General features: G+C 59.2%; 18 protein-coding genes and 1 riboswitch. Of the genes, 10 read left to right on the top strand and 8 right to left on the bottom strand.

Going from position 1 to position 23,428, the window contains the following annotated elements; all coding sequences use genetic code 11:
• Window positions 1–53 precede the first annotated feature (53 nt).
• The 3 genes from pepF to B5M42_RS09270 all read left to right on the top strand — a co-directional run bounded on the left by pepF (window position 54) and on the right by B5M42_RS09270 (window position 5,154).
• The gene (gene pepF, locus B5M42_RS09280; RefSeq protein WP_134749427.1) at window positions 54–1,847 is read left to right on the top strand and encodes an oligoendopeptidase F; all 1,794 of its coding nucleotides are present in this window, start codon (window positions 54–56) and stop codon (window positions 1,845–1,847) included.
• A 58-nt stretch (window positions 1,848–1,905) separates the two neighbouring features.
• Complete coding sequence (locus tag B5M42_RS09275; protein WP_134749424.1) at window positions 1,906–2,328, top strand: LapA family protein; 423 nt, start codon at window positions 1,906–1,908, stop codon at window positions 2,326–2,328.
• Window positions 2,329–2,595: 267 nt separating this feature from the next.
• Window positions 2,596–5,154: a beta-propeller domain-containing protein gene (locus B5M42_RS09270; RefSeq protein ID WP_134749421.1), complete on the top strand. Its 2,559-nt coding sequence runs from the start codon at window positions 2,596–2,598 to the stop codon at window positions 5,152–5,154.
• 406 nt (window positions 5,155–5,560) lie between these two features.
• On the opposite strand, the gene B5M42_RS09265 is transcribed toward B5M42_RS09270, so the two are convergent.
• Window positions 5,561–6,418, bottom strand: coding sequence for a DUF92 domain-containing protein (locus B5M42_RS09265; protein ID WP_134749418.1), 858 nt, complete (start codon window positions 6,416–6,418; stop codon window positions 5,561–5,563).
• A gap of 318 nt (window positions 6,419–6,736) precedes the next feature.
• On the opposite strand from B5M42_RS09265, the gene B5M42_RS09260 reads away from it, so the two are divergent.
• Together B5M42_RS09260 and B5M42_RS09255 are read left to right on the top strand one after the other, a co-directional pair.
• Entirely contained in the window at window positions 6,737–7,939 is a 1,203-nt protein-coding gene (locus B5M42_RS09260) for an HD domain-containing phosphohydrolase (protein WP_134749415.1), read from the top strand.
• A gap of 156 nt (window positions 7,940–8,095) precedes the next feature.
• Window positions 8,096–9,802: a methyl-accepting chemotaxis protein gene (locus tag B5M42_RS09255; protein WP_134749412.1), complete on the top strand. Its 1,707-nt coding sequence runs from the start codon at window positions 8,096–8,098 to the stop codon at window positions 9,800–9,802.
• A gap of 138 nt (window positions 9,803–9,940) precedes the next feature.
• Here B5M42_RS09255 and B5M42_RS09250 read toward each other — a convergent pair whose 3' ends face one another.
• Window positions 9,941–11,209 (bottom strand): CapA family protein, encoded by a 1,269-nt coding sequence (locus B5M42_RS09250; protein ID WP_230632820.1) that lies wholly within the window; start codon window positions 11,207–11,209, stop codon window positions 9,941–9,943.
• 120 nt (window positions 11,210–11,329) lie between these two features.
• Here B5M42_RS09250 and B5M42_RS09245 point away from each other — a divergent pair, with 120 nt between their 5' ends.
• Complete coding sequence (locus tag B5M42_RS09245) at window positions 11,330–12,085, top strand: metallophosphoesterase family protein (protein ID WP_134749407.1); 756 nt, start codon at window positions 11,330–11,332, stop codon at window positions 12,083–12,085.
• Between the two features lie 80 nt (window positions 12,086–12,165).
• Here the strand turns inward: B5M42_RS09245 and B5M42_RS09240 are convergent, their stop codons facing one another.
• Window positions 12,166–12,762 (bottom strand): spore coat protein, encoded by a 597-nt coding sequence (locus B5M42_RS09240; protein WP_134749404.1) that lies wholly within the window; start codon window positions 12,760–12,762, stop codon window positions 12,166–12,168.
• Window positions 12,763–12,946: 184 nt separating this feature from the next.
• Between B5M42_RS09240 and B5M42_RS09235 the strand changes: the two genes are divergently transcribed.
• Window positions 12,947–14,167, top strand: a complete 1,221-nt coding sequence (locus B5M42_RS09235; protein WP_134749401.1) for an MFS transporter — start codon at window positions 12,947–12,949, stop codon at window positions 14,165–14,167.
• 127 nt (window positions 14,168–14,294) lie between these two features.
• Window positions 14,295–14,513, top strand: a complete 219-nt coding sequence (locus tag B5M42_RS09230; RefSeq protein WP_134749399.1) for a hypothetical protein — start codon at window positions 14,295–14,297, stop codon at window positions 14,511–14,513.
• A gap of 125 nt (window positions 14,514–14,638) precedes the next feature.
• Here the strand turns inward: B5M42_RS09230 and B5M42_RS09225 are convergent, their stop codons facing one another.
• On the bottom strand, window positions 14,639–15,277 hold the full coding sequence (locus tag B5M42_RS09225; RefSeq protein ID WP_134749396.1) for an O-methyltransferase: 639 nt from the start codon (window positions 15,275–15,277) through the stop codon (window positions 14,639–14,641).
• Window positions 15,278–15,409: 132 nt separating this feature from the next.
• On the opposite strand from B5M42_RS09225, the gene B5M42_RS09220 reads away from it, so the two are divergent.
• Entirely contained in the window at window positions 15,410–16,570 is a 1,161-nt protein-coding gene (locus tag B5M42_RS09220) for a THUMP domain-containing class I SAM-dependent RNA methyltransferase (RefSeq protein WP_134749392.1), read from the top strand.
• A gap of 168 nt (window positions 16,571–16,738) precedes the next feature.
• Here the strand turns inward: B5M42_RS09220 and B5M42_RS09215 are convergent, their stop codons facing one another.
• The 4 genes from B5M42_RS09215 to B5M42_RS09200 form a co-directional block, all read right to left on the bottom strand.
• Window positions 16,739–19,234 carry a hypothetical protein gene (locus B5M42_RS09215; protein WP_134749389.1) on the bottom strand — a complete coding sequence of 832 codons (2,496 nt, stop codon included), beginning with the start codon at window positions 19,232–19,234 and terminating at the stop codon, window positions 16,739–16,741.
• Window positions 19,235–19,253: 19 nt separating this feature from the next.
• Window positions 19,254–20,033, bottom strand: coding sequence for a DinB family protein (locus B5M42_RS09210; protein WP_134749385.1), 780 nt, complete (start codon window positions 20,031–20,033; stop codon window positions 19,254–19,256).
• Window positions 20,034–20,075: 42 nt separating this feature from the next.
• Entirely contained in the window at window positions 20,076–20,990 is a 915-nt protein-coding gene (locus B5M42_RS09205) for an exopolyphosphatase (RefSeq protein WP_134749382.1), read from the bottom strand.
• 261 nt (window positions 20,991–21,251) lie between these two features.
• Window positions 21,252–21,551, bottom strand: a complete 300-nt coding sequence (locus B5M42_RS09200) for a hypothetical protein (RefSeq protein WP_134749379.1) — start codon at window positions 21,549–21,551, stop codon at window positions 21,252–21,254.
• A gap of 110 nt (window positions 21,552–21,661) precedes the next feature.
• Window positions 21,662–21,757, bottom strand: a riboswitch (cyclic di-GMP riboswitch).
• A gap of 686 nt (window positions 21,758–22,443) precedes the next feature.
• Between B5M42_RS09200 and B5M42_RS09195 the strand changes: the two genes are divergently transcribed.
• Window positions 22,444–23,343: a TIGR01777 family oxidoreductase gene (locus B5M42_RS09195; RefSeq protein WP_134749376.1), complete on the top strand. Its 900-nt coding sequence runs from the start codon at window positions 22,444–22,446 to the stop codon at window positions 23,341–23,343.
• Window positions 23,344–23,428 lie beyond the last annotated feature (85 nt).

Below are 23,428 nucleotides of genomic sequence, written 5' to 3'. Positions count from 1 at the left end.
AAGCGAAGCAAGCAGCTAAACCCCAATCTCAAACGAAGATCAGGAGGGCTCCGATGAATCAACAAGTACTCGAACGCAAGCAAGTACCGGCCGAGCATCGCTGGAATCTGGAGGATTTGTTCCCCAATCAGCAGGCTTGGGATCAGGAATATCAGCAGGTCAAGGATTCCCTGGGCCGCATCAGCGCCTTCCAGGGCAAGCTTGGCGACCCCGCGCAGGTGAAAGCGTGCTTTGAGCTGGAGGACGAAATTTCGCTCCACGCCGAACGTCTGTATGTGTACGCTAACATGAAGCACCATGAAGACACCGCAGAATCCGAATACCAGGCCTTATCCGATAAAGCAAAAAAAATCAGCGTCGAGGTCAGCGAAGCGCTCTCCTTCATTTCCCCGGAAATTTTGAGCCTGAGCGAAGAGCAGCTTCACAAGCTGGTGAACGAGCCGACGCTTGCGTTCTATAAGGATACGCTGGAGGAAATGATCCGCCAGAAGCCGCATACGCTGGGCAAGGAGCAGGAAGCGCTGCTGGCTCAAGCCGGCAACATGGCCGTCGCTCCGAACACGATTTACGGCATGCTCAACAACGCCGACCTGAAATTCCCGAACGTCAAAAACGAAAACGGCGAGGACGCGCCCCTGACCCACGGCAGCTACATCCAGTTCCTCGAAAGCCGCAACCGCGACGTGCGCAAAGGCGCTTTCGAAGCCGTCTATTCTACATACGCGAGTCAAAAAAATACGATCGCCGCCACGCTCAGCGCCAACATCAACAAAAACATTTTTTACGCCAAGGCGCGCAGCTACCCGTCGGTGCTGGAGATGTCGCTGTTCGGCGACAACATCAACAAAGAAGTGTACACGAACCTGATCGCGACCATTCACGAGTCGCTGCCGCTGCTGCACCGCTATTTCAAGCTGCGCAAAAAGCTGCTCAAGGTCGACGAGCTGCACATGTACGACCTGTTCGCTCCGCTCGTTGAAGAATTCAAAATGGACATCACCTACCAGCAAGCGCAGGAGGAAATCAAAAAAAGCCTCGCGCCGCTCGGCGAGGATTATCTGAAGATTTTGCAGGATGGCTTTGACAACCACTGGATTGACGTCTATGAAAATAAAAACAAACGCAACGGCGCTTACAGTTGGGGCGCGTATGGCACGCATCCTTACGTGCTGCTTAACCATAAGGACAATCTGAACAGCATGTTCACGCTGACGCACGAAATGGGTCATGCGATCCATTCATACCTGTCCGACGCCAATCAGCAGTATCGGTATGCGCAATACACGATTTTCCTCGCCGAAGTCGCTTCAACGCTGAACGAAGCGCTTCTGATGGACTATCTGCTCAAGCGGGTGACCGATCCTAAGGAAAAGCTCTACCTGCTCACCTACTACGCCGACCAGTTCCGCACGACCGTGTTCCGTCAGACGATGTTTGCCGAATTCGAAATGATTACCCACGACAAGGCCGAGCACGGCGAATCGCTGACGCCGCAAGCATTCAGCGAAATTTATTACGGTCTGAACAAGCTGTATCACGGCGACGAGATGGTCGTCGACAAGGACATCGAGATGGAATGGGCGCGCATTCCCCATTTCTACAACAGCTTTTACGTGTACAAATACGCAACCGGCTTCTCGGCGGCGACAAGCTTCGCCAAGCAAATTCTCGACGAGGGCCAGCCGGCCGTCGACCGCTATCTTGGCTTCCTGAAAAGCGGCGGCAGCGACTACTCGCTGAATATTCTCAAGCGCGCCGGCGTCGATATGTCTTCGCCGGAGCCGATCAAGCAAGCCATGAGCGTATTCGGCTCGCTGATCGAGCAGATGGAGCAGTTAACCCAATAACAGCAAAGGCCGGGCGCTGCGGCGTCCGGCTTTTTCGCCCATGAAGGAGATGTCACCGATGCGAGTACAATGGACCTTGATTTGCGCCCTTGTTTTTGCCCTGCTTACCGCGGTGTTCGCCGTCAGCAACGTCGAAGCCGTGCAGGTCAATCTGCTGTTCGGCGATGTGAGCCTGCCGCTCATTCTCGTCATTCTGACCTCGACGCTGCTCGGCGGACTGATTGTCGGCTTGTTCGGCATTATCCGCCAATACAAGCTGCAGCGGCGGATGCGCCTGCTGGAGCGCTTGCTACGCGAGCACGGCCTGCCGCTGCCGGGTGAAGCGGCGGTGGCTGCGGTGCCGGATACGGAAGCGGCAATGGCGCAAGCGGCGGCGGCCGTGGCGCCAGGGCCGGGGCCGGTTGCCGGTGAAGAGCAGTCGACGGCGGCGGCTGGCGAAGCGTACACACCGCGCACCGGCAACAGCAACAGCGAGGAATAGCGGCTTCGGGACGGCCGGCTAATCGCCCAGGCAGCGCTCCATGCGCAGCAACGGCCCACAAGCAGACAGGCTGTGCAGGTGGCCATGCGGCATGACAAGGAGACCGACTGCGCGTAAGACGCCGACGAACCGCCTGCCTGTCCCGTTGACGCCAGCCGTCCTCCCTGCCAAGGAAAAAAATATATCAAAAATAGCGCCCGGCGCTGCAACAAAACTCCCCCTTCGCTACGTCTGTGAAGACAAAGCTTGGTTAAGGGGGATTTTTTTATGAAAAAATGGGCGTTATGGAGCCTGGTGCTGCTCACGGCTGCTTCGACGATCTCCGCGACGGCGGCTGCCGACAGCGCGGGCGTTCGCGGGCCGTATCCGGTCGATGTCGAGGGCAGCGCCATCGCCTTCGCTACGGCCCCGCAAAATGTGGACGGCCATCTGATGGTGCCGATCCGCGATACCGCCGATGCGCTGGGCGTCAGCATCGTCTGGGATGAGCAGCGTCAAGCGGTCGCTTCCGCCAAAGGAAGCGCTTCCGTAACCTGGACGCTGGGCAGCCGCACCGCCGCCGGCACGGAGGGCGGCGTCACGCTGGAAGCCGCACCGTACCTGTCGGGGGGGCGGGTGATGGTGCCGCTTCGCACCTTTGCAGAAGCGTTCGGGTATTTTGTGCTGTGGAATGAAGCCACCCACAGCTTGAGCCTGCAGCGGGACGAACACCCGCTGCCGCTGGTCGGCACCGCCGACAAGCTGGCGCAGCTGCTCGCGAGCAGCGCGCCTTATTACGGCGGGCTGACGATGCGGGCGGCCGCATCGCCCGAGAAGGCCGCCGCTCCCGTGCCGGCGCCGATGGTCGGCGCCGCAGGCGGAGGCGCCACGGCTGACGGCATGGCCGGAAGCGGCGCGACCGCGGGGGAAGCGGCCGGCAACGGCGCGCCGGGCAGCGGAGCGGCCGGGTATTCGGAGACGAACGTGCAAGTCGCCGGCGTGGACGAAGCTGACATTGTGAAAACAGACGGCACGTATTTGTACCAGGTCAGCGGCAGCCGGATCAACGTCTCCCAAGCCGTTCCGGCCGGACAAATGTCCGTTGTCGGCACCGTGGATTTTGACGATGGCTCGTTCCAGCCGCAGGAGCTGTATGTGGACGGCAATCGCCTGATCGTCATCGGCAGCACATTGCCGCTGATCCAGCCTTACGCCGACGCCGGCGATCCGGTCGTCAGCAAACGGCTGATAATGCCGATTCGCCCGCAAGGCCGGATAACGACCAAAGCGATCGTCTACGACATCAGCGACAAATCAAAGCTGCTCAAGCAACGCGAGCTGGAGCTGGAGGGCAGCTACCTCTCGTCGCGCAAAATCGGCAGCTCGCTTTATCTGGCAGCGAACAAATCGATCTATTCGTATATGCTGCAGGGCTCCGCAGAGGAGCGGGACAGCGTCGCGCCCGCCTATCGCGATTCCTTGAACGGCGACGCCTTTACGGTCATCCCGTATGCCCAGGTCAAATATTTCCCCGGCGCGGTTTCGGCCAATTACTTGATGATCGGCGGTGTCGATCTCGATGCGCCGGGCGAACCGATGCAGGTGACGTCCGTCGTCGGCTCCGGCAGCAGCGTCTACGCATCCGATGCGTATTTGTACGTAGCCACGACCGTTTATCCCGGTCAGGAAGCGATGGAAGGGCCGACAGCGGCAAGCATGATCGCTCCGGCTGCGGACGATACAAGCGGATCGGGAGCCGGCAGCTCGGCTGCCAGTAATCCAGCGACGCCAGTCCCGACAGCCGCCCCGACTGCCGCGACAGACGCTGGCGGCTCCGATACGGCAGCGGTATCCGCACCGGCTCCAACCGCCGGCTCCAGCGCCATCCGCTTTGTGCCGCAGGAAGCCAACACGGTCGTCTACCGTTTTGCGCTCGACCGCGGCGGCGCTCGCCCCAGCGGCAGCGGCAGCGTTCCCGGCACGGTGCTGAACCAGTTTTCGCTCGATGAGCATGCCGGCTATCTGCGCGTGGCCACGACCTCCGGCGATATGTGGCGCAGCGACGAGCACACGTCCAAGAGCAATGTCTACGTGCTCGACGGCGCGCTGCAAACCGCAGGCAAGCTGGAGGGACTGGCTCCCGGCGAAAAAATTTACGCCGTGCGCTTTCTCGGCGATCGCGCCTATGTCGTTACGTTCAAAAAGGTCGATCCGCTGTTTGTCCTCGATCTGCATGATCCGGCAGCGCCTGCCGTTCTCGGCAAGCTGAAGATTCCCGGCTACAGCGATTATTTGCATCCTTACGACGCCACTCACCTGATCGGCTTCGGCAAAGACGCCGTTGAAGCCGCCAACGAATGGGACCCGCAGGGCTCAACAACGGCTTATTATCAAGGCATGAAAATCGCCTTGTTCGATGTCAGCGACGTATCGCAGCCCAAGGAGCTGTTTAAAACCGCGATCGGCGCGCGGGGTACTGATTCCGAACTGCTGTACAATCATAAAGCGCTGCTGTTTGACCAGCAAAAAGGGCTGCTGGCGTTCCCGGTCACCGTCACCGAAGCGCAAGCCGCCGGCAGCGGCCAAGCTTGGGAATACGGCGACTTCGCCTTCCAGGGTTTATACGTGTACCACCTCGACCTGAATAGCGGCTTCGACTTGCGCGGAAAAATCAGCCATCTGACGGCTACCGATTTGCAGCAAGCCGGCAGCGGCTGGTATGACAGCAACCGCAACGTACAGCGCGGTTTGTATGTCGGCAATGTGCTGTATTCCGTTTCTCCCGGCATGATCAAGGCCAATGATTTGACGACGCTGGCGCCGATCGGCGAGCTCAAGCTGCCCTGACGCGCTTGGGCCTGACATGAAACCTGAAACCTAAAGCTTGACGGCTCCCCAAGCCCATTCGGCACCGGTACGACTCCGGTACGGTTCCGGTACGGTTCCGGTACGGCTTCGGTGCGGCTCCGGTACGACTCCGGTACGACTCCAGTACGGCTTCGGTGCGGCTCCGGTACGGTTCCTCCGGTACGGCTCCGGTACGCCCCCATCTCGCACCTCTGGCAATGGCTTCGCCTGCCAACGTCAACAACCCTGAACGCCTCCGTCGGCATTCAGGGTTGTGTTGTGAAAAAGGCTGCATTACAATGATCACAGCAAACGTATGGAAAGCGGGTGAATGCAAGCTGTGACGGCCGTGATCGTATTTTCCATTATTTTGGTATTAGGCATGCTGGCGTTATTGATTTGGGTGCTAAATAAAGCTTATTCGCGCAAAGACAACTAAAGCAAGCAGCCCTGCTCCGGCTCCCGCGCATGCGCACAACGCGTTGACGGCGTCGTTCGTCATCCAGCGCAAGCCGCGGACAAACAAGGTCGGCTCGCCGCAATGGATTCGGCGCTCGACCTCCCTGCCGCACGCCCGGCAGCGGTACATCGCTTGGGCGACGGCGCCGAGCCACGAATCGGCGAGCGAGCCGCCGAGTCCGGCGAGGCAAGCCGCCGCCGCCAACGGCAGCAGCTGCAGCGACGCCGCCGGCCAGCCCTCCGCCGCCTCCCCGGCAAACGGCGGCGAACCCCACCGGAGCAGCAGCCAGCCGGCTGCTCCGATGAACGCGCCGCCCAGCGCAGAGGCGGCGAGACCCAGCGGCGTCACTCCGCCGGAGACGCCGGGGGCCACGCGCCGTCCGCTGACGATGGAGCGCGGCGCGATGCGGCTGAGGCCGCCCAGCTCCGTGGCCCAGGTGTCGGCGTTGACGGCGGCCATCGCGCCGACATATAACGCCCACCAGGCCGGGTGCGGCCATAACGCGTGGCCGACGCACAGCAGCAGGCCGACGCCGCCGTTGGCGGCGACTTGCCCGGCGTCGCGCCGCCCGCTTTTGGCGTAGCCGCTTTCGGCTTCCGCCTTGCGCTGCGGCTTCAGCCGCGACAGCGCCGACGAAGAGATGAAAAACGCAAGCAGCGAGCCGAACCACGCCGCGCTGCCCAGCGCATACAGCAGCGTCCCCATAACGACGGCGGCGGCGAACCCGGAGCCCGACAGCGATTTTTTGCCATATGCCGCTCCGGCAATGACGAGGCTGCCTCCCAGCCCGATCAACCAATCCACAACTGAATCCCCTTTACCGGATTCGGCCGCAGGCCGGGCCGCCGTCTAGGCTGCCGGAAGCTTGCGGGGCCGATCCGAACCGACTTTTGTCCCATCCGCATTTTACCATAGCGCTGCCCGCCGGGGCTATCTTGGCGGTTTTTCGCTTTTTTTCGACAAAAATCTCGTGACTGTCCCGATAGGCGGCAGGAAGTTCCCCTTTTGCGCGGAATAGATATTATAATAAAAGTAAAAATTAGAAAACTCCCGACGGCGTCCTCCAAGCAGGAATATGGCGCTGCGGCAGCCCTATATAGACACAGGAGCAGGAGGTTATTTATGGAGTACGACATACTGGATTTCGTCCCCAGGCGCAAGCGGGACCTGGAACCGCAGGAAATGCTGCGCGTTATTTTTGATTATGCCGCCAAAATCGCCAATGAGCGCAATCTCGACAATGTGCTGATGCTGATGGCCGACATGGGACGCGATATGATCGTTTCGGACCGCTGTACGGTCTGGCTGCTGGATCGCAACAAAAACGAGCTTTGGTCGAAGGTCGCGCACGGGGTAAGCGAAATCCGCATTCCGAGCACGGCCGGACTTGTCGGCTACGCCGTCACGCACGATCAGGCCGTGTTTATCGACGACGCCTACACCAACGAAGAATATCGCGAATATCTCCTCAACGGCGCGCTGCGTACCGACCAACTGACCGGCTACACGACCAAAGCCCTCATGGTCATTCCGTTCCGCAACAATGAAGGCGAAATTATGGGCGCATATCAAGCGATCAACAAGCTGACGGAAAGCGAGCAGTTTTCCGAAAAGGACATGGAGTATCTGACGCTGGCTGCCTCCTATGCGGGCAAATCGCTGGAATCGGCGCTGCTGACGCACGAAATTGAAGAAACGCAAAAGGAAATCATTTTCACGATGGGCGAAATCGGCGAAAGCCGTTCCAAGGAAACCGGCAATCACGTCAAACGCGTCGCGGAATATTCCTATATTCTCGCGCTTGGGCTTGGCATGTCCCAGGAGGAGGCGGATTTGCTGAAAATGGCGTCGCCGATGCACGATATCGGCAAGGTGGCCATCCCTGACGCTGTGCTGAAAAAGCCCGGCAAGCTAACCGAGGAAGAGTTCGCGATCATGCAGTCGCACACGCAAATCGGCTACAATCTGCTGAAAAATTCCAAGCGCCACATCCTCAAAACCGCAGCCATCGTCGCTTACGAGCATCACGAAAAATGGAACGGACGCGGTTATCCGCGCGGCTTGAAGGGCGATGAAACGCATATTTACGGGCGAATTACCGCAATCGCCGACGTGTTTGACGCCTTGGGCAGCGAGCGGGTGTACAAAAAGGCGTGGGAGCTCGACCGGATTTTGAATTTGTTCAAGGAAGAGCGCGGCGAGCATTTCGATCCGCGGGTGGTGGACGTGTTTTTTGAACAGCTTCCGAATCTGCTGCGCATTCGCGACGAATATTCCGACGTAGCTTTGGAGGAAAAGGCTCTGGAGGCGCAGGATTCCAATTAAGATTCATGCGCTGCAGCCGCAGACCGGCAGTCCGTTCCGGGCGGAGCCGGTTTTTTTGGCGTGGGCGCACTTAGGGAAATCTTCATGTTTTTTTAATGTATGTCTAACAAATTTATGAGATGATTGTAGAAAATTGTCGACTGGAGTGGTTGTGGGATGGGTTTCAAGCACCTTCGCGTTTCATTCAAATTAGTCATCCTCGTTTTTGTGCTGTTGGCGTTGATGGGGACTGTGGGCATCGTGGCTTCACGCTATCTCGACATCATGCACAACTCGGTTACCGAAATGTACGACAACCGGGTGCAGCCGGTCAAATGGCTGAATGAAGCCCGGGCGCTCAGTTGGCAGGCTCAGGCCAATCTGTACGCCGCAACGCTGACGCAAGACGCCGCCGGGCAAAAAAAACTCGAAGCCGATGTCAATCAGGCCAAAGCGAAATTCGCCGAAGCGATCGCCAGCTACGGCGCCACCGAGCTTGATCCTTACGAGGTCGAACGGCTGGATAAGCTCCGGGCCATGGACGCTGCTTATCAAGACGAAATAAGTCAAATTATGGACGCGGCCAAAGCGGGCAATATCGCCAAGTCCCAACAGCTGATGCTTGCCCATACGGATAAGGTGAATCAGCTGAACGGGCTGTTAACCGAGCTGTCCGATTACAATGCCAAGGTTGGCGACGATTTGAAGCTGGCGGTCGACCGCGACAATACCAATGCGCATGAGTTTATTATCGCGATGCTGATCGCGGCGCTGCTTCTCGGCTCCTTGATCGGCTACTGGATCAACCGTCTCGTCACGAAGCCGCTGAAGGAGATTCAGCAGGCGATGTCGCGCGCCGAGCAAGGCGACTTGACGGTAAGCGGCAGTTATCGTTCGAGAGACGAGCTGGGCCGGCTGACGCTGTCGTTCAATACGATGATTGCCGGGCTGCGCGACGTGCTGGCGCAGGTGCAGGGCACGGCCCAGCAGGTTGCCGCTTCCTCCGAGGAGCTGACCCAGAACGCCGAAGAAACCGGCCGCGGCAGCGAGCATATTTCCGTGACGATTCAAGAGCTGGCTACCGGATCGGAAAATCAGGTGCGCGCTGTCATGGAAAGCTCCGAAGCGATTCAGCTCGTATCAGGAACGGTCACGAGCATCGCCGATTCGGCGCAAACCGCGGCCCGGCATGCTGCCAGCACGGCCCAGCGCGCTGAATCGGGCGGTCAGGGCGTGGCACGCGCGATCCGCCAAATGGATGCGCTGCAAGGCAGCGTGTCCGAGCTCAAGGGCGTCGTGAACACGCTCGGCGATCGCTCGCGGGAAATCGGCGACATCGTGCAGCTGATCAGCGGCATCGCGGCGCAGACGAACCTGCTGGCGCTGAACGCAGCCATCGAAGCGGCCCGTGCCGGCAGCGAAGGCCGCGGCTTTGCCGTCGTCGCCAGCGAGGTGCGCAAGCTGGCCGACCAGACGACGCAGGCAGCCGGACAAATCGCCGGACTGATCGCTCAGGTGCGCGAAGAAACCGCCTCCGCCGTCCAATCGATGGAAGTGTCCTCCGGCACGGTCAACGAATCGGTTGAAGTCATCACGACGCTGGGCGCCACCTTTGAAGGCATTCGCACCGCCTCGGAGCAAACGTCCACGCTGATTTCCGAAGTGTCCGCCTCCGTCCAGCAAGCGGCGGTCGGAGCCATGTCGGTGGTCGCTTCGATTGAAAGCATCGCCGCTGTCGCCGAGCAATCGGCGGCGGGCGCGCAGACGGTGACTGCTGCTACCGAGCAGCAGCTCGCTTCGATGGAAGAGGTCACGGCTGCGTCGAACAACTTGGCTCACATGGCTCAAGAGCTGCAGGAAGCCGTCAATCGCTTCAAGCTGTAGCGGGTCCCGGCAGCGCGCAGCTTAACACAAAGGGTCGCTCGACATATCGAGCGACCCTTTGTGCCGTTATATTCATCTAATCTGCTAATCTGCGCATGACGACCTGCATCCGGCTCCGTTGCGATTCAGGAGAATCTTCTATCGGCCGACTACTCGTCCGTCCTGCTGCACCTGCGCGTTGATCGAAATCCCGCTCAGCCGCTGGAACAGCTTGGCGCCATCCTCGGCGTTCATCGGCGTCGGCAGCGCCGACTTGGTCCACACCGGCACGACCGTCAGGTCGCAATCCCGCTCCTTCGAGCAGGATGCCTGCAGGACAGCCGTCTCCCAGGTTTTGGGCACATCGTTGGTTGTAAAAATAAAATTGCCCAAGCTGTAAGCAATCCATTTGCCCTTATAGGCTTCAAAGCCCTGCAGCACGTGAGGATGGCTCGCTACGACCAGATCGGCTCCCGCATCGATGTAACGGTGCGCCATCTCGGTCTGAGAGGCGTCCGGCGAATCCGAGCGCTCCACGCCCCAGTGTGCAATCACAACGACCAGATCGGCCTGCTGTCTGGCTTGCTTGACCGCTTCCACGGGCAGCACGTAGTTATACGTTTCGGCCAGCCCCGGATTGCTGTCGCCCGCCTTCCACCAGCTTTCCGGCAGCACGCGGCTGAAGCCGAGGAAGGCGATCCTGATTCCCATCTTCTCCACAATGACCGGACGGTACGCTTCGTCCTTGTTCATCCCTGCACCTACGTGGGCCAAGCCGTTTTTGTCCAGCGCATCCATCGTATCGGTCAGTCCCTGTACGCCGAAATCGAGCGTATGGTTGTTGGCGAGGTTCACCAGATCAATGCCCGACGCCTTGAGCGCCGGAATCGCTTCCGGCGGCGAGCGGTACGCGTATTCTTTTGTTTGCTGCTCACCGCGCGTCGTCACCGGCGTTTCCAGATTGGCTATCGTATAATCCGGGTCGCTTAATAACGCTTTCACATTGGAGTACGGATAATCATAACCGTTTTTCTTCATGATATCTTCAACCTTGCTCCCGAGCAGCACGTCGCCGACAAAAGCCAGCTCCACACGGCCGCTTGCTCCCGCAGAAGCTCCCGCCGACGGCTCCTTGACGGTCGCTTGCGGGGAGGGCTTGGCGGCTTGATCGGATTCCGGCTGTGCGGAAGGCTTCGCGCTTGCCGCCGGTTTCGGCTTGGGCGCCGCGGTAGCTGTCGGAATGACCAGCTCCTCTTGCGCCTGCTCCAAACCGGCCTTGTCGGAATTTGTTGTCAAATACGCCGCGAAGACGCCGATAGACAAACAAGCGACGCCGGCTGCGGTCAGACCGAGCAGCTTCTTCCACGCGGCTCCCTTGGACTTTCTGCGATGTTTTTGTTTACGTAGTCGTTCGGATCTTGATTCCACCGTCACAAACCCACCTTTCATTGACCAAATTATATCAGAATGCGCCGGGCAAGGGTACCCTTTCTCGCAGGTTCGGTTTATGGTATAAAGAAAAAAACAACTTTCGAAAGGCGGAGCAACGTGGATCAAATTGCCCTCATCTCCGATATTCACGGCAATATGCCGGCGCTGGAAGCCGCGCTGGCCGATATCGCCGCCCGCGGCATCGCACGCATCATCTGTCTTGGCGATCTGGTCGGCAAAGGCCCCGGCCCGGCGGAAGTGATCGACCGGGTGCGGACCGCTTGCGAAGCCGTTGTTCCCGGCAATTGGGACGTCAGCATGGCGATGCCGCAGGAGCAAGCTCACGGCTTGTGGCAGCAGAGCCAGCTGCTGCCCGACCAGCTCGACTATTTGGCGGGGCTGCCCTATTGCGTCGATATGACGATCAGCGGCCGGCGGATGCGGCTGTTTCACGCTTCGGCCGTTAGCGTGTTCCATCGCGTCAACCGCAAGGCGTCCAAGGCCGAAAGGCTGGCGATGTTCGACAATACCGCCGCCACCGGCGTTCCGCAGGACGGCGCGACGCCGGATGTGGTCGGCTATGGCGACATTCATCTGTCATATTTGCGGACGCTTGAGCGTCCGGATACGCCGACCGGCGGGCTGACGCTGTTTAATACCGGCAGCATCGGCATCCCCTATGACGGCATCCCCCAAGCGTCCTACTGCATCGTCGAGGGCATCATCGGCGCAGACCAGCCGTCTCCGCTGGGCATCCAGTTTGTTCGCGTCCCGTATGACGTCGAGGAAGCCGTGCGGCTGGCCCGCGATTCGGACATGCCCGATGCCGAGCTCTACATCCTGGAAATTATGACGGCGCGCGTCCACAAATAACACCAAAAAGCCGTCCGCTCCCATGCCGGTCAAGCATGAGAACGGTCGGCTTTGTTTGTCACGGCCAATCAGCCGAGCTGTTATTGAAACGCATGAGCATTCGGCGCAGCGTTCATAGGCTGGTACGTATGAAGATACGTTTTGGCCGTATGGTCCTGCATCGTCGGCACCTGATAAAAGCCCTGACGGTTCATCAGCAGGAACGTATCGTAGGCGTGCTGATTGGCGGCAATAGCTCCGCTGAGCAGCATTTGCCGGACGTTCGGATCGGCGCATTCCAAGGATGCCTGCATCGCATTTTTGGCGCTGTTCTTGTGACAGCAAAGGACGGCGCTCAAAATTTGCCGGTCGTTCAACCGGCTTTGTGCCTGCAGCTGCGGCGCTACAGGCTGCGGCTGGCGCAAGCCGTAACGGATATCCTGATACGACGCCCCGTTCATGCCGCTCTCACCCACCGGCTGCCAGCTGCCCTGCAGGCCTCCCGCTGCTTCGTAATCGTGCGTATAGGCGACCAACTGGTCGTAATGCCCGATCGCTGTTTGCAAATGCTGGCGGATCAAGCCGCGCACCTGCTCGCTTTGCGCTTGCTCGGCGTACATCGAGAAATGATTGATCATGTTGATTTTTTCATTCAAAATTTCATGGACTTCCATCGTTTCGTGGGCTCCGAATGGCATGGTACAGCTCCTTTACCGTTCATTGTGGATTAACGCCGCAGCGCCACAACTAATATCCCCGCCCGCTGCCAAAGTATGCAGCTGCGCGTCATAGCTTGCACGCTTTGGGCGAGCAGTCCGTTTCCTGATATAATGAAATCTTGAACCGCTCTGTACGGCACCTACAAGAAAAGAGGAGATTGTCGTGGTACGCTGGAAAGTCAATTTAACCGTGCTGTGGCTCGGTCAGTTCCTCGTCATGGGCGGCATGACGATGATTATTCCGTTTCTGCCGCTGTACCTGCAGGAGCTGGGCATGACCGATCCGCATCGGGTAGCATTGTGGGCAGGCATTATTTTTGCCGGCAATTTCGTGACCTCGTTTCTGTTTCAGCCGATCTGGGGCGCTCTCGCCGACCGTTACGGCCGCAAGGTCATGCTGCTGCGCTCCGGCTTCGGCATGGCGCTGGTGATGGCGCTGATGGGGCTTGCCGGCAACGCCTGGCAGCTTCTGCTGCTGCGCATGCTCAACGGGGTTATCTCTGGCTACGCGCCGGCGGCCGTTGCGCTTATGTCGACGAACACGCCCAAGCAGCATATGGGCTTTGCGATGGGCACGCTGCAATCGGGCGCGGTCGCCGGCACGATTCTCGGACCGTTTATCGGCGGACTGCTTGCCGAGTGGATCGGCTACCGCAACATTTTTTTCGTCACGGGCACGCTGCTGTTTGCTGCTTCCGTGCTGACGCTGCTGCTGGTGCGGGAGAATTTCAATGCAAAGGAAGCCGCAGCCAAAGCCAAAACCTCGATTTTGCAAAGCTTCGGCCAGTTGAAGCATATCCGCCAGCTCCCGGCGCTTTACGCCGTCACCTTCGTGATTCAATTCGCGTTCCTGAGCGCGATGCCGCTGATGCCGCTGTTTGTCGCCGAGCTGCACGGTCAAGCCGCCGGTCTTGCTTTCTTCGCCGGGCTGGTCAGCTCCATTACCGGCTTCTCCAATATGATCGCTTCGCCGCTGCTCGGCCGGCTGTCCGACCGGATCGGGCCCGAGCGCATTCTCGGCTTGTGCCTGATCGGCGCAGCGCTGATGTTTGTGCCGCAAGCGCTCGTCCACAATGTATGGCAGCTGTTCGCAGCCCGCTTCGGATTGGGCGTCTTTATGGGCGGCCTGCTGCCGACTGTCAACGCGCTGATCCGCAAATATACGCCGTCCGGCATGGAAAGCCGCTCCTACAGCTTCAACACGAGCGCGCTCAGCCTCGGCAACATGATCGGTCCCGTCGTCGGCGGCTCGGTATCCGGCTGGTTCAACATCCGCGAGCTGTTTGTCGTCTCCTGCGTGCTGCTGGCGCTGAATGCGTTCTGGGTATATCGCACGCTGCTGCTGCCCGGACGCCGCTCTGCGGCCACGGAAGGCAAGCGATAAACGAGAGAAGCTTGAAGCAGTATGCAGGAGGCGAGCAAGCTTTTGTGAAAAAAAAGTTTCTGTAGCTGTTAGTCGGCGAGCTATGGTAATATATGGACAACAACCGAAAGAGAGGATTTGCCCGATAATGAAGCTGAACTGGCGTAGGATTGCGTTCATTGTGCTGCTGGCCGAGCTCTTGTTTGTATACTGGAACATGATCGGCGTGATGCAGACACGCAAACGGCAAGCCGTCCATCCGGCTATCCAGAGCCCGCTTCATGAGCCGCTGAGCCAATTGCAAACCCCCGGTCCCGTACCGCAAACGCCGGAAGCTCCGCTCGTATTGAAACGGAAGGCGTCCTGACGTTCCCCGTTCAACAAAATGCCCCCCTACGGGGCGAAGAACCAGCCAATCAGGCTTGATCTTCGCCCAGCAGGGGGGCATTGCAACGTGAAGCGGCTGCAAGCGCCGGATGACGCGCAGCGGCGTTAATCTTTGACCCTGGCAAGCGCCAAGCCGTCATAGGCCGGCAGCATCGTGCTCTCCAGCCGCTCGTCTTCGGCAATTCGCCGGTTGAACAACCGCATCGCCTCCACCGACGCCTTGCGCTCCTCGGGATTGACGACCCGGCCGCGCATCAGCGTATTATCACCAACAATAATCGCGCCGGGATTGGCCAGCCCAATCGCCGCCTCCAAATAATTCGGATAATTCACTTTGTCCGCATCGATAAAAAACAGATCGAATCGCGCTCCTTCAGCCGCAAGCGCTTCGAGACTCGCCAGCGCCTCGCCGACTCTCAGCTCCACGCAATCGCCCAGCCCCGCCTCACGCATGTGCGCCAGCGCCGCTTCGGCAAATTCGGGCCGCAGCTCCAGCGAAACCAGCTTACCGCCTTGCTCCAAACCTCGTGCCAGACAAATTCCGCTGTAGCCGCCCAAAGCGCCGATCTCCAGCACCCGCTTGGCCCGCGTCATCCGCACCAGCATCGTCAGCAGCCGGCCGTAGCCGGGCGCAATCGAAATTTCCGGCATGTTGCGCTCGCGTATCCCTTGCTTGACCCGCTGCAAGAGCGCATCCTCTTCATATAAACTCTCGACGTAGCTTTCCGCCGTCATCGTTTCCATTGTGCCGTGCTCCTTTCGGGCGTTTTTGTGTTTGTATGTGCGTCTCTTTTGCCCTATACTTGTTAATTGTATGAGTTTTTGCCCGGACGCACAACTCGCCGAAATTTTGCCGTACAGGAAGGGATGTCTGTTATGCAGCAACTAATTTTGATCGCCACCTGCCCGATGGGCCTTGAAGCCGTCGTCGCCCGCGAAATCCGCGAGCTTGGCTACGCCGACGCCACCGTCGAGAACGGACGGGTGGTGTTTAAAGCCGATCCGCTGGCCATTGCCCGCGCCAATCTATGGCTGCGCACCGCCGACCGCGTGCTCGTGCTGATGGGCCAATTCACGGCCCGTACCTTTGACGAGCTGTTTGAAGGCACCAGGGCGCTCGACTGGCCGGAATGGCTGCCGGAGGACGCCGAATTTCCGGTGCAGGGCCGGTCGCATAAATCGCAGCTGTCCAGCGTTCCCGCCTGTCAAGGCATTGTTAAAAAAGCGATTGTGGAAAAAATGAAGCTGCGCTACGGCACCGAATGGTTCGCCGAGCAAGGCCCGCGCTACGTGATCGAGGTCGCGCTGCTGAACGATATCGCCACGCTGACGATCGACACGACCGGCCCAAGCCTGCACAAGCGCGGCTACCGCAAGCTCGTCACCGAGGCGCCGCTCAAGGAGACGATGGCGGCGGCGATGGTGCTGCTCAGCCGCTGGCGCGCCGATCGCCCGCTCTACGATCCGTTCTGCGGATCGGGTACGATTCCGATCGAGGCGGCGATGATTGGCTGGAATATCGCGCCGGGCCTGCGCCGCAGCTTCCCAAGCGAGGCGTGGGACAACGTCGTCCCGCCCGAGCTGTGGGAAGCGGCCCGCGACGAGGCCTACGACGCCGTTCGCGACGATGTGCCGCTGGACATCGTCGGCAGCGACATCGATGCCAAAGCCATCGATGTGGCGCTCGCCGCCGCCAAAGCCGCGGGCCTCTCCAAGCAGTTCGCGCTGCGCGTGGAGCCTGTCGCCAAGGCGCGGCCCATCGGCGAGAACGGCTGCTTGATCACCAACCCGCCTTACGGCGAACGGCTTGGCGATTCACGCGAGGTGGAGCAGGCGCTGCGACAGCTCGGCTCGATCACGGGGCAGCTGCCTACGTGGAGCGTGTTTATTCTCAGCCCGAGCCGCCAGTTGGAGCATTACATGGCCCGCCGCGCCGACAAGAAGCGCAAGCTGTTCAACGGCCGGATTGAATGCAACCTTTACCAGTACTGGGCTTCAGGCCATATTTTTAAGGGCGGCGGCGCGACAGCGAAGTAAGCCAACGCAGCTAACAACCCTTTTCCGGCAAACGCGGCTCCTTGCCCTTATCAGGCGGGACAAGGCTTGCGAATGGCGCGGAAAAGGGTTGTTTGTATGTGCCGCAACGGTTAAGGTGATTATTGGGCCGCAACTGTCCGCTGCGGCTGCATAAGTCCGGTCTGCCGCTCACAGCAGCGGCGTTACTTCATCGACCGGATAGGACTCCATACCGATGATGTTGTAAATCTGATAGGAGCCCTTGTCCTTTTCGTTAATAAATTGCACCTTGACCGTCTGGCTTTCCTTGTTCAATCGGCCGCAAATAACCCCCGTATCGTAGTGCTCCAAGTATGGACGTTCGACTCGAACCATTTGTCCCAGCTTCCATTCGCTCGGGTCCAGCAGGCTGGAAATTTTCTTCTTCTTGCTCAATTCGTTCAGTTCAACGTCCTTTTCTTTATCGCTTTTTTCGTATTCCGAGCCGCCCATCACCACTTCAATCGGCGCATTCAGCTTGTCCAGCAAAAATTCACGAAAATCGGCAGCCGCATAAGATCTGGGGTACGCGGTTTTCAATGTATGCATCAGCGAATTCAGGCTGTAAAGCCATTTCTTCGTTTCGAGGTTTTCGGCCTCTTTGCCCTTGCTATCTTCATCCCGCGAAAATTTATCGATCGCATTGGCGTCAAACAATCCGTACATCGCCTCGCGCAGTCCGCTTTTCAGATTCATCGTAACCTCCGGCTCGTTTTGCTCAAACGATTGCAGCAGCTGGCGATGACGGCCCTCGTTGCGCCCGCCCGGCACGTGGCCGCCCGAAACGGTGCTAAGCGGCGTCAGGTTCACAAAATTAAGGTGCAAATATATCAATTGCTCCAAATGGCCCAGCGCCGCTGTGAGGTTGCCAAAATCGATTTGCTGATCCAGCAGCTTCCGCAAATAATCAGCCGCATTCTCCAGCTGATAAGCCTGCTTCTCGCCCACCTGATCGTACAGCTCCGTAAAAGCCGGAGCGGAAAGCGCCTGACTCGCCAGCTTGGCCAACGCGCCTCCGGCGTCCTTGACCGTCTTGCCGCTCATTGTCGTACGCACGGCGTCCACATGGGCCGTCCATGCCGTCGAATGCGCTCCCATGCCCTCCGAGCTGGAAAACGGCTTGGGCGTCCGCCCTTGAATGAACACATCGCCGACCTTCCCGTCCTCGTCGAGAAAAATCGAGCTCATGAACGTGCCCTTGCTTTCACTGGCAAAATCGGAAAGACCGACGCCGGCAGCCGAGCTTTCCGCCTGCTTGCCTAGCACGTCTTCAAGCGGAGCTTCGTGCTCCTTGCCCAGCTTGGCAAAGCCCTGTTGTCCGCGCAGCAGCTGCAGGATATACGTGGAGATATTCTTGTTGCTTTGCAGCTTGAACTCATTGTCGACCTCATACGCTTCAGCCTGACGCTCAAGCAGCAGCCGCACTTCCTTGCCAAGCTGCTTCTCATCATTCCAGCCGGCCAACGTGTAGGAATACGGGTATGCGGACTTGACGGTTTCCAGATAATGCTGCAGGCCAAGCGCCCAGATTTCGCAGATCAGCTGCGCATCCTGCTTCCCGATACGGGTTTGCGCAAAGACGCCGGGCGTTTCCGCTGCAAACATTTTGCGCAGTTGCTCCTGAACTTTCTTTTTCAACGGCTCCTGCTTGTCAAGGTCGACTGCGGAGTCTTCCTTTTTCACATCTTTGAGCAGTTGTTCGTAGCTGGAAATCGTCTCCCCGTAGCCCTGGAGCTTCTCCTCCGACGGCTCATCCTTCATCTTCTCGCTTACAATATCTTCTTTCGCCCCGTCGATATAATCCTTGGCCGAGCCGGCTGTCTCGTGCAGATTGAGCAGCGTGCGCGCTGGCCCCTCGCCGTTTCCTCCCGGATCTCCGCCCGCCACCGTCGCCATCGGCAAATAGTTGACAAAGGTCAGCAACGAGCCCAGCAGCTTCTGCAGGCCCGCCACAACCGGCTGCGCACTGGTAATATTGCTCTCGTCTTTAAAAGGTGCAATCTGAAGCACGGCTAATTGCAAAGACTCGCCGGCCAATTTCAGCTTTTCGCGATGGTCACTATGTATATATTGGGTAAGCCGCAGCAGCGGCGAGTTCAGCTGCTTGATCGAAAAGTCGGTCATGTAGCTGCAAACCTCGTCCAGATGATAACCGATCATCTGCCTGCGGACGGCATCGATATGGGCGACCCATGCCGTTGAATGCGCGCCCATCGTGCCCGTGAACGGAGAGGGGGTGCGGCCGGCAATCAGCACATCGGCAATCGCAATGTTGTTGGCATTCCCCTCAGTCTTCTGCTCTTCATTAAACCGGAATTGGGAAAGCACGCGCTGCACGACCAGCCCGGAGCCGCCGTTCGGACGAAAAGCCCCGCCGGAACCACGCTTGCTGGCATGCGCGCCGGCTGAGTTTGCGGATGGACCGGCAGCCACAATCGACGGCAGCGCCAGCTGGCGCTGCACGAGCTGCTGCGTTGCGCGGTTGCCCAGCGTTTCCTGCCAGCGGCGAAGCTGGAGCGGCGCGGACAAAGCCGATGGCTCGCTTCCCGCAAGCGGGCGCACCTCCTCCTGCAAGCCGGAGCCGGTTGCGGCCTTGCGCTTGATCGACTTCTTCGACAAGCGGCGCCCGCCTGCATACATGTTCATCAAATCCCTCCTATGCTCGTTACAATCGGTAATAGATTTTCCATTTTTGCGTGAAATCGCCAATTTGCAGCGTAGGCTGACCGCTTTTCCAGTCAAACTGCTTGCCCAAATCGTACTCCGACCAGTTGGCAGTGCCGCCAATACAACCATTGTTGCTGCCCAGACAAATACCGCCGCCCTTGGCCACCATCACATGCGCCAGCGTATAGCCGTCGCTTGAAGCTTTGGCCCGGTACAAGCCGACCGCCGCGCCGTCCGGAATCGAGCCGGGATCGGTGACCTCCGTATCGCCATCGTTGACGAGCATCGCTTTCGCCGCATCGCTTCCATCCTTGTAGCCCCATTCAAATTGCTCGTATTGCTCTCGGGTGAAATCGCCCTGAAAATATTTGTATTTGCCGACCGATCTCCAGCAAATGATGTTCAAGTCCGGATCGACCGGCGGCAGCTTGTCGGCCGGGCTCTCCGCTTCCTTCCCAGGCTTGCTGCCTCTTTGCACAAGCGTGCCGCCCAGCCACCGTCCAAATGCTCGATTGCCCAGCGTCCGCTGAAGCTGCAGCAGCCCGCCTGGCACGGACGCCGCCTGCTCGCTCAAACGCACCTGCTGCTCCGCCGACTTGTCTGCGTCCCCCCGCTGCTGCCTCTGTGTCCGCTGCTCCTTCATGCCGCTCACCTCATCTTCATTCATTCCTTGCTGTTCAACTTCCCGCCGCGCAAGACCGCTATCGCGCACAACGTCAAGTCGGTCAAGCCAAAAAGCCGCAAACACTGAGCGCACCCCATCAGTACGCTGCAGCATTTGCGGCCTCTTCAGGAAGCCCCTGCGATGTCCAAGCTGATCTTATCCGTCCTGTCTCATCGTGGCCACAAGCTCCTGCAGTACCGCTTCCGCCTGCTCGTAAGGGACCTGACACGTACCGGCGGCATGATGGCCGCCACCGCCGTTTTTGAGCATCAACGCGCCAACGTTTGTCTTCGATGTACGGTTCACGATGCTGTGTCCGCAAGCGAATACACAATTTTGCTTATTGCGGCCGTCGACGATCCAGATCGAGATGTTCTGTTCCGGGTTCAGCGCGTACACCATAAAGCGGTTGCCCGGATAAATCGTCTCCACATCGCGCAGATCGGTAATAATGACATTGCCTTCCGTGCGCGTATATTTCTGCAGCATCTCGCGGTACTGCGCATCCAGCTCAAAATAGCGGTCGACGCGCTGCTTCACGTCCGGCAGCTGCATGATCTCGTCCACGCTCATCGTTGCGCAGTGATCCACCAGCTGCTCCATCAGTTGATAATTGCTGATATTGTAATCGCGGTAGCGGCCAAGGCCCGTACGCGCATCCATGATGAACGAGAGCAAATCCCAACCCTGCGGATTCAAAATATCTTCCTTGCTGAACTGCGCCGCATCGGCTTTGTCCACCCCGCGCATAATGTCGTCAATATCGCCAAAAACGGCTTTGCCGCCGTAATAGTCGTACACGACGCGGGCGGCGCTTGGCGCCATGCGCGTCTCGCCCTTGAACTCCACCTTCTCGCCCATGCGCTCCAGCTCGCTGGAATGATGGTCGAACCAGAGGCCGCAGCCGGGAACGTATGGCACATTGGCGAGAATGTCGTTTTCATTCACTTCGATCAAGCCGTCCTGCATATCCTTCGGATGCACGAATTTCATTTCGTCCACCATATTGAGCTTTTTGAACAGCATGGCGCAGACCAGACCGTCAAAATCCGAACGTGTAATCAATCTCATCTATGTACTCCTCCCGATAGTTCCCAAGAACTACTTGCTATGTATTCATCATTATTATATCGCTCCTGCCGGAGTCCGACAACGCTTTTTACGCAAATGACAAACAATCCCGGTCCCCCTCCTTCTCGCAGCGGCAGCATGACGTTTCCTTTATTTTATGCGCTTGAGGGAGGTTTGGAGCCTGTCCGGCGACGGCCCACGGCAAATCCGCACCGGATGTCCGATTTTCGGCAACAAAAAAGCGGCTTTGGCCGCTTTGCTTCAAGCCAATACCGCTCTTGCTTTAAAGGTCAGACATTGGAACAATCGGGTCAAAAAGGCATCCACCTGCGACAGCGGCGGGATTTTGACAGACAGCTTCACTTCGCCCTTCCAGTAAAAAATCAGAATGCTGCTGCTGCGCCCGTGAAACATCTCCACGTCCCAGCACGATTCCTTCAGCAAATACTCCTCCCGGTCAATCAGCAGCTTCGGCCCGTCGCTTGACGGAATGAGCCGGATCTGGCTGCCGTTCATTGACGTAAGCACCGCTTCTTCATTGTGCGTCCATTCTGGCTGCATGCCTGAAATGTCCCCCTTTGTAATGTTTGATGGACTGCCGAGTTTCATATCAAAAGCCCTACCTCGAGATCCGACGGTAGGGGCTCGCATTCGCTGAGCGCAACCTGTCCTTCGGCAGCTGGCTGGCAACCGGCGTCCCGCAGGCGGGATCGTAAGCCCCTGTAGCTTTGCGTCGCTGGCTTTCGCCAGGTTTGCCTTTATCGAGAAATGTTCGATACCGCAACAGCTTGATCTGTTGCTACCTACAAGGATAAGTGAAGTTTCCGGCAAATCGAATACCCTATCGTAACTATTTTTCAGAAAAGCCCTAGGTAGTTGGGACTATTTTTCCAAAATGATGCGTTTTTCGACACGCCTTTGGCCGTTAAATCGTCAACTGCGGCACAAAAATCCCCCGAAGGGACGAATTGCGCCCAAGGCAGCGGAAGCAGCGGGACCACGGTAGCGGAGCCCTGAGCTGGCGACGGGATACGGCAGGCGGACGGTTTCGGCACGCGGCTGCGCCGATGCCGCGACGGACGACGGCCTTTGCTGGCGGGCAGAGCGGGCGGACGGCTTCGGCACACGCGGCTGCGCCGATGCCGCGACGGACGACGGCTTATGCTGACGGGCAGAGCGCGCGGACGGCTTCGGCACACGCGGCTGCGCCGATGCCGAGACGGACGACGGCCTTTGCTGGCGGGCAGAGCGCGCGGACGGCTTCGGCACACGCGGCTGCGCCGATGCCGCGACGGACGACGGCTTATGCTGATGGGCAGAGCGGGCGGACGGCTACGGCACACGCGGCTGCGCCGATGCCGCGACGGACGATGGCCTTTGCTGGCGGGCAAACTGGGCGGCCGTTGGAAAATCGTGCAAATTCGCTATAATGGAAACTATGAGGAGGGATCGTATGCTTATTGCTATTACCGGAGGAACAGGCTTCATCGGGGGGCATTTGGCTGACTTTTGGCGCGCGGCCGGCCATCGGGTCGTGATCGTGTCGCGCCATCCGGGCCGCGCGCAAGAATCGGACGTGCTGACCTGGGCGCAGCTGCACGAGCAGCCGGAGCTGCTGGACGGCGTTGAGGCCATCGTCAATTTGGCCGGCTCGTCCATTAACAAACGCTGGACGGCGGAGGCCAAGCGCGTCATCCTCGAATCGCGGCTGGACGCCGCCCGGCGTGTCGCCGAGCTGGTCGAACGGCTTGCCGTCAAGCCGCGCGTTGTCCTTAACGCTTCCGGCATGTCAATCTACGGAACGTCGGAGACGCAAAGCTTTGACGAAACAAGCCCGCCGCGAATCACGGACTTCCTCGCCTCCGTCGTCGAGGAGTGGGAGCGCGCCGCCGACCGGATTCCGGTCGATCGATTGGTCAAAATCCGCGTCGGGCTGGTGCTCGACGGCCGGGAAGGCGCGTTTCCCAAAATGGCGCTGCCGTATAAGCTCGGCGTCGGAGGCCGGGTCGGCAGCGGACGACAATGGCTGTCGTGGATTCATATCGCCGACATGGTGCGGCTGATCGATTTTTGCCTGCAGCATGACGATATGGCAGGCGCTGTTAACGCGACCGCACCGCATCCGGTCACGAATGCCGCGTTCGGCGCGGCGCTCGCCAAAGCGATGCGCCGGCCGAACCTGTTTCCCGTGCCAGCCTGGGTCATGCGGCTGGCCTTTGGCGAGCTGGCCATCCTGCTGCTGGAAGGCCAGCGCGTGCTGCCCCGTGCGTTGCTTGAGCACGGGTTCGAGTTCCGCTACCCGCAGCTGGAAGCGGCGCTCGCCGACATCGTCGGCGGCGGCGCGGCGCGCTGAGGGCAGCGTTGGCTTGGCCGGCCTCACCGGGCCGGCCGCGTTTCGGGAGCCTGGCGCAACGCCGGCTCCCCCGGCTGTCGTGCCG

Source organism: Paenibacillus athensensis (genome assembly GCF_004514475.2).
Taxonomy (GTDB): Bacteria; Bacillota; Bacilli; order Paenibacillales; family NBRC-103111; genus Paenibacillus_AL; species Paenibacillus_AL athensensis.
Note: the sequence above shows the minus strand (reverse complement) of the source record. Positions and strands in the feature narration are given on the sequence as shown.

Excerpts from the sequence above, each read along its gene's own strand:
- pepF (WP_134749427.1), top strand. The coding sequence starts at position 54 with ATGAATCAACAAGTACTCGAACGCAAGCAAGTACCGGCCGAGCATCGC.
- B5M42_RS09275 (WP_134749424.1), top strand. The coding sequence starts at position 1,906 with ATGCGAGTACAATGGACCTTGATTTGCGCCCTTGTTTTTGCCCTGCTT.
- B5M42_RS09270 (WP_134749421.1), top strand. The coding sequence starts at position 2,596 with ATGAAAAAATGGGCGTTATGGAGCCTGGTGCTGCTCACGGCTGCTTCG.
- B5M42_RS09260 (WP_134749415.1), top strand. The coding sequence starts at position 6,737 with ATGGAGTACGACATACTGGATTTCGTCCCCAGGCGCAAGCGGGACCTG.
- B5M42_RS09255 (WP_134749412.1), top strand. The coding sequence starts at position 8,096 with ATGGGTTTCAAGCACCTTCGCGTTTCATTCAAATTAGTCATCCTCGTT.
- B5M42_RS09240 (WP_134749404.1), bottom strand. The coding sequence starts at position 12,762 with ATGCCATTCGGAGCCCACGAAACGATGGAAGTCCATGAAATTTTGAAT.
- B5M42_RS09230 (WP_134749399.1), top strand. The coding sequence starts at position 14,295 with ATGAAGCTGAACTGGCGTAGGATTGCGTTCATTGTGCTGCTGGCCGAG.
- B5M42_RS09225 (WP_134749396.1), bottom strand. The coding sequence starts at position 15,277 with ATGGAAACGATGACGGCGGAAAGCTACGTCGAGAGTTTATATGAAGAG.
- B5M42_RS09220 (WP_134749392.1), top strand. The coding sequence starts at position 15,410 with ATGCAGCAACTAATTTTGATCGCCACCTGCCCGATGGGCCTTGAAGCC.
- B5M42_RS09215 (WP_134749389.1), bottom strand. The coding sequence starts at position 19,234 with ATGAACATGTATGCAGGCGGGCGCCGCTTGTCGAAGAAGTCGATCAAG.
- B5M42_RS09210 (WP_134749385.1), bottom strand. The coding sequence starts at position 20,033 with ATGCTGCAGCGTACTGATGGGGTGCGCTCAGTGTTTGCGGCTTTTTGG.
- B5M42_RS09205 (WP_134749382.1), bottom strand. The coding sequence starts at position 20,990 with ATGAGATTGATTACACGTTCGGATTTTGACGGTCTGGTCTGCGCCATG.
- B5M42_RS09200 (WP_134749379.1), bottom strand. The coding sequence starts at position 21,551 with ATGCAGCCAGAATGGACGCACAATGAAGAAGCGGTGCTTACGTCAATG.
- B5M42_RS09195 (WP_134749376.1), top strand. The coding sequence starts at position 22,444 with ATGCTTATTGCTATTACCGGAGGAACAGGCTTCATCGGGGGGCATTTG.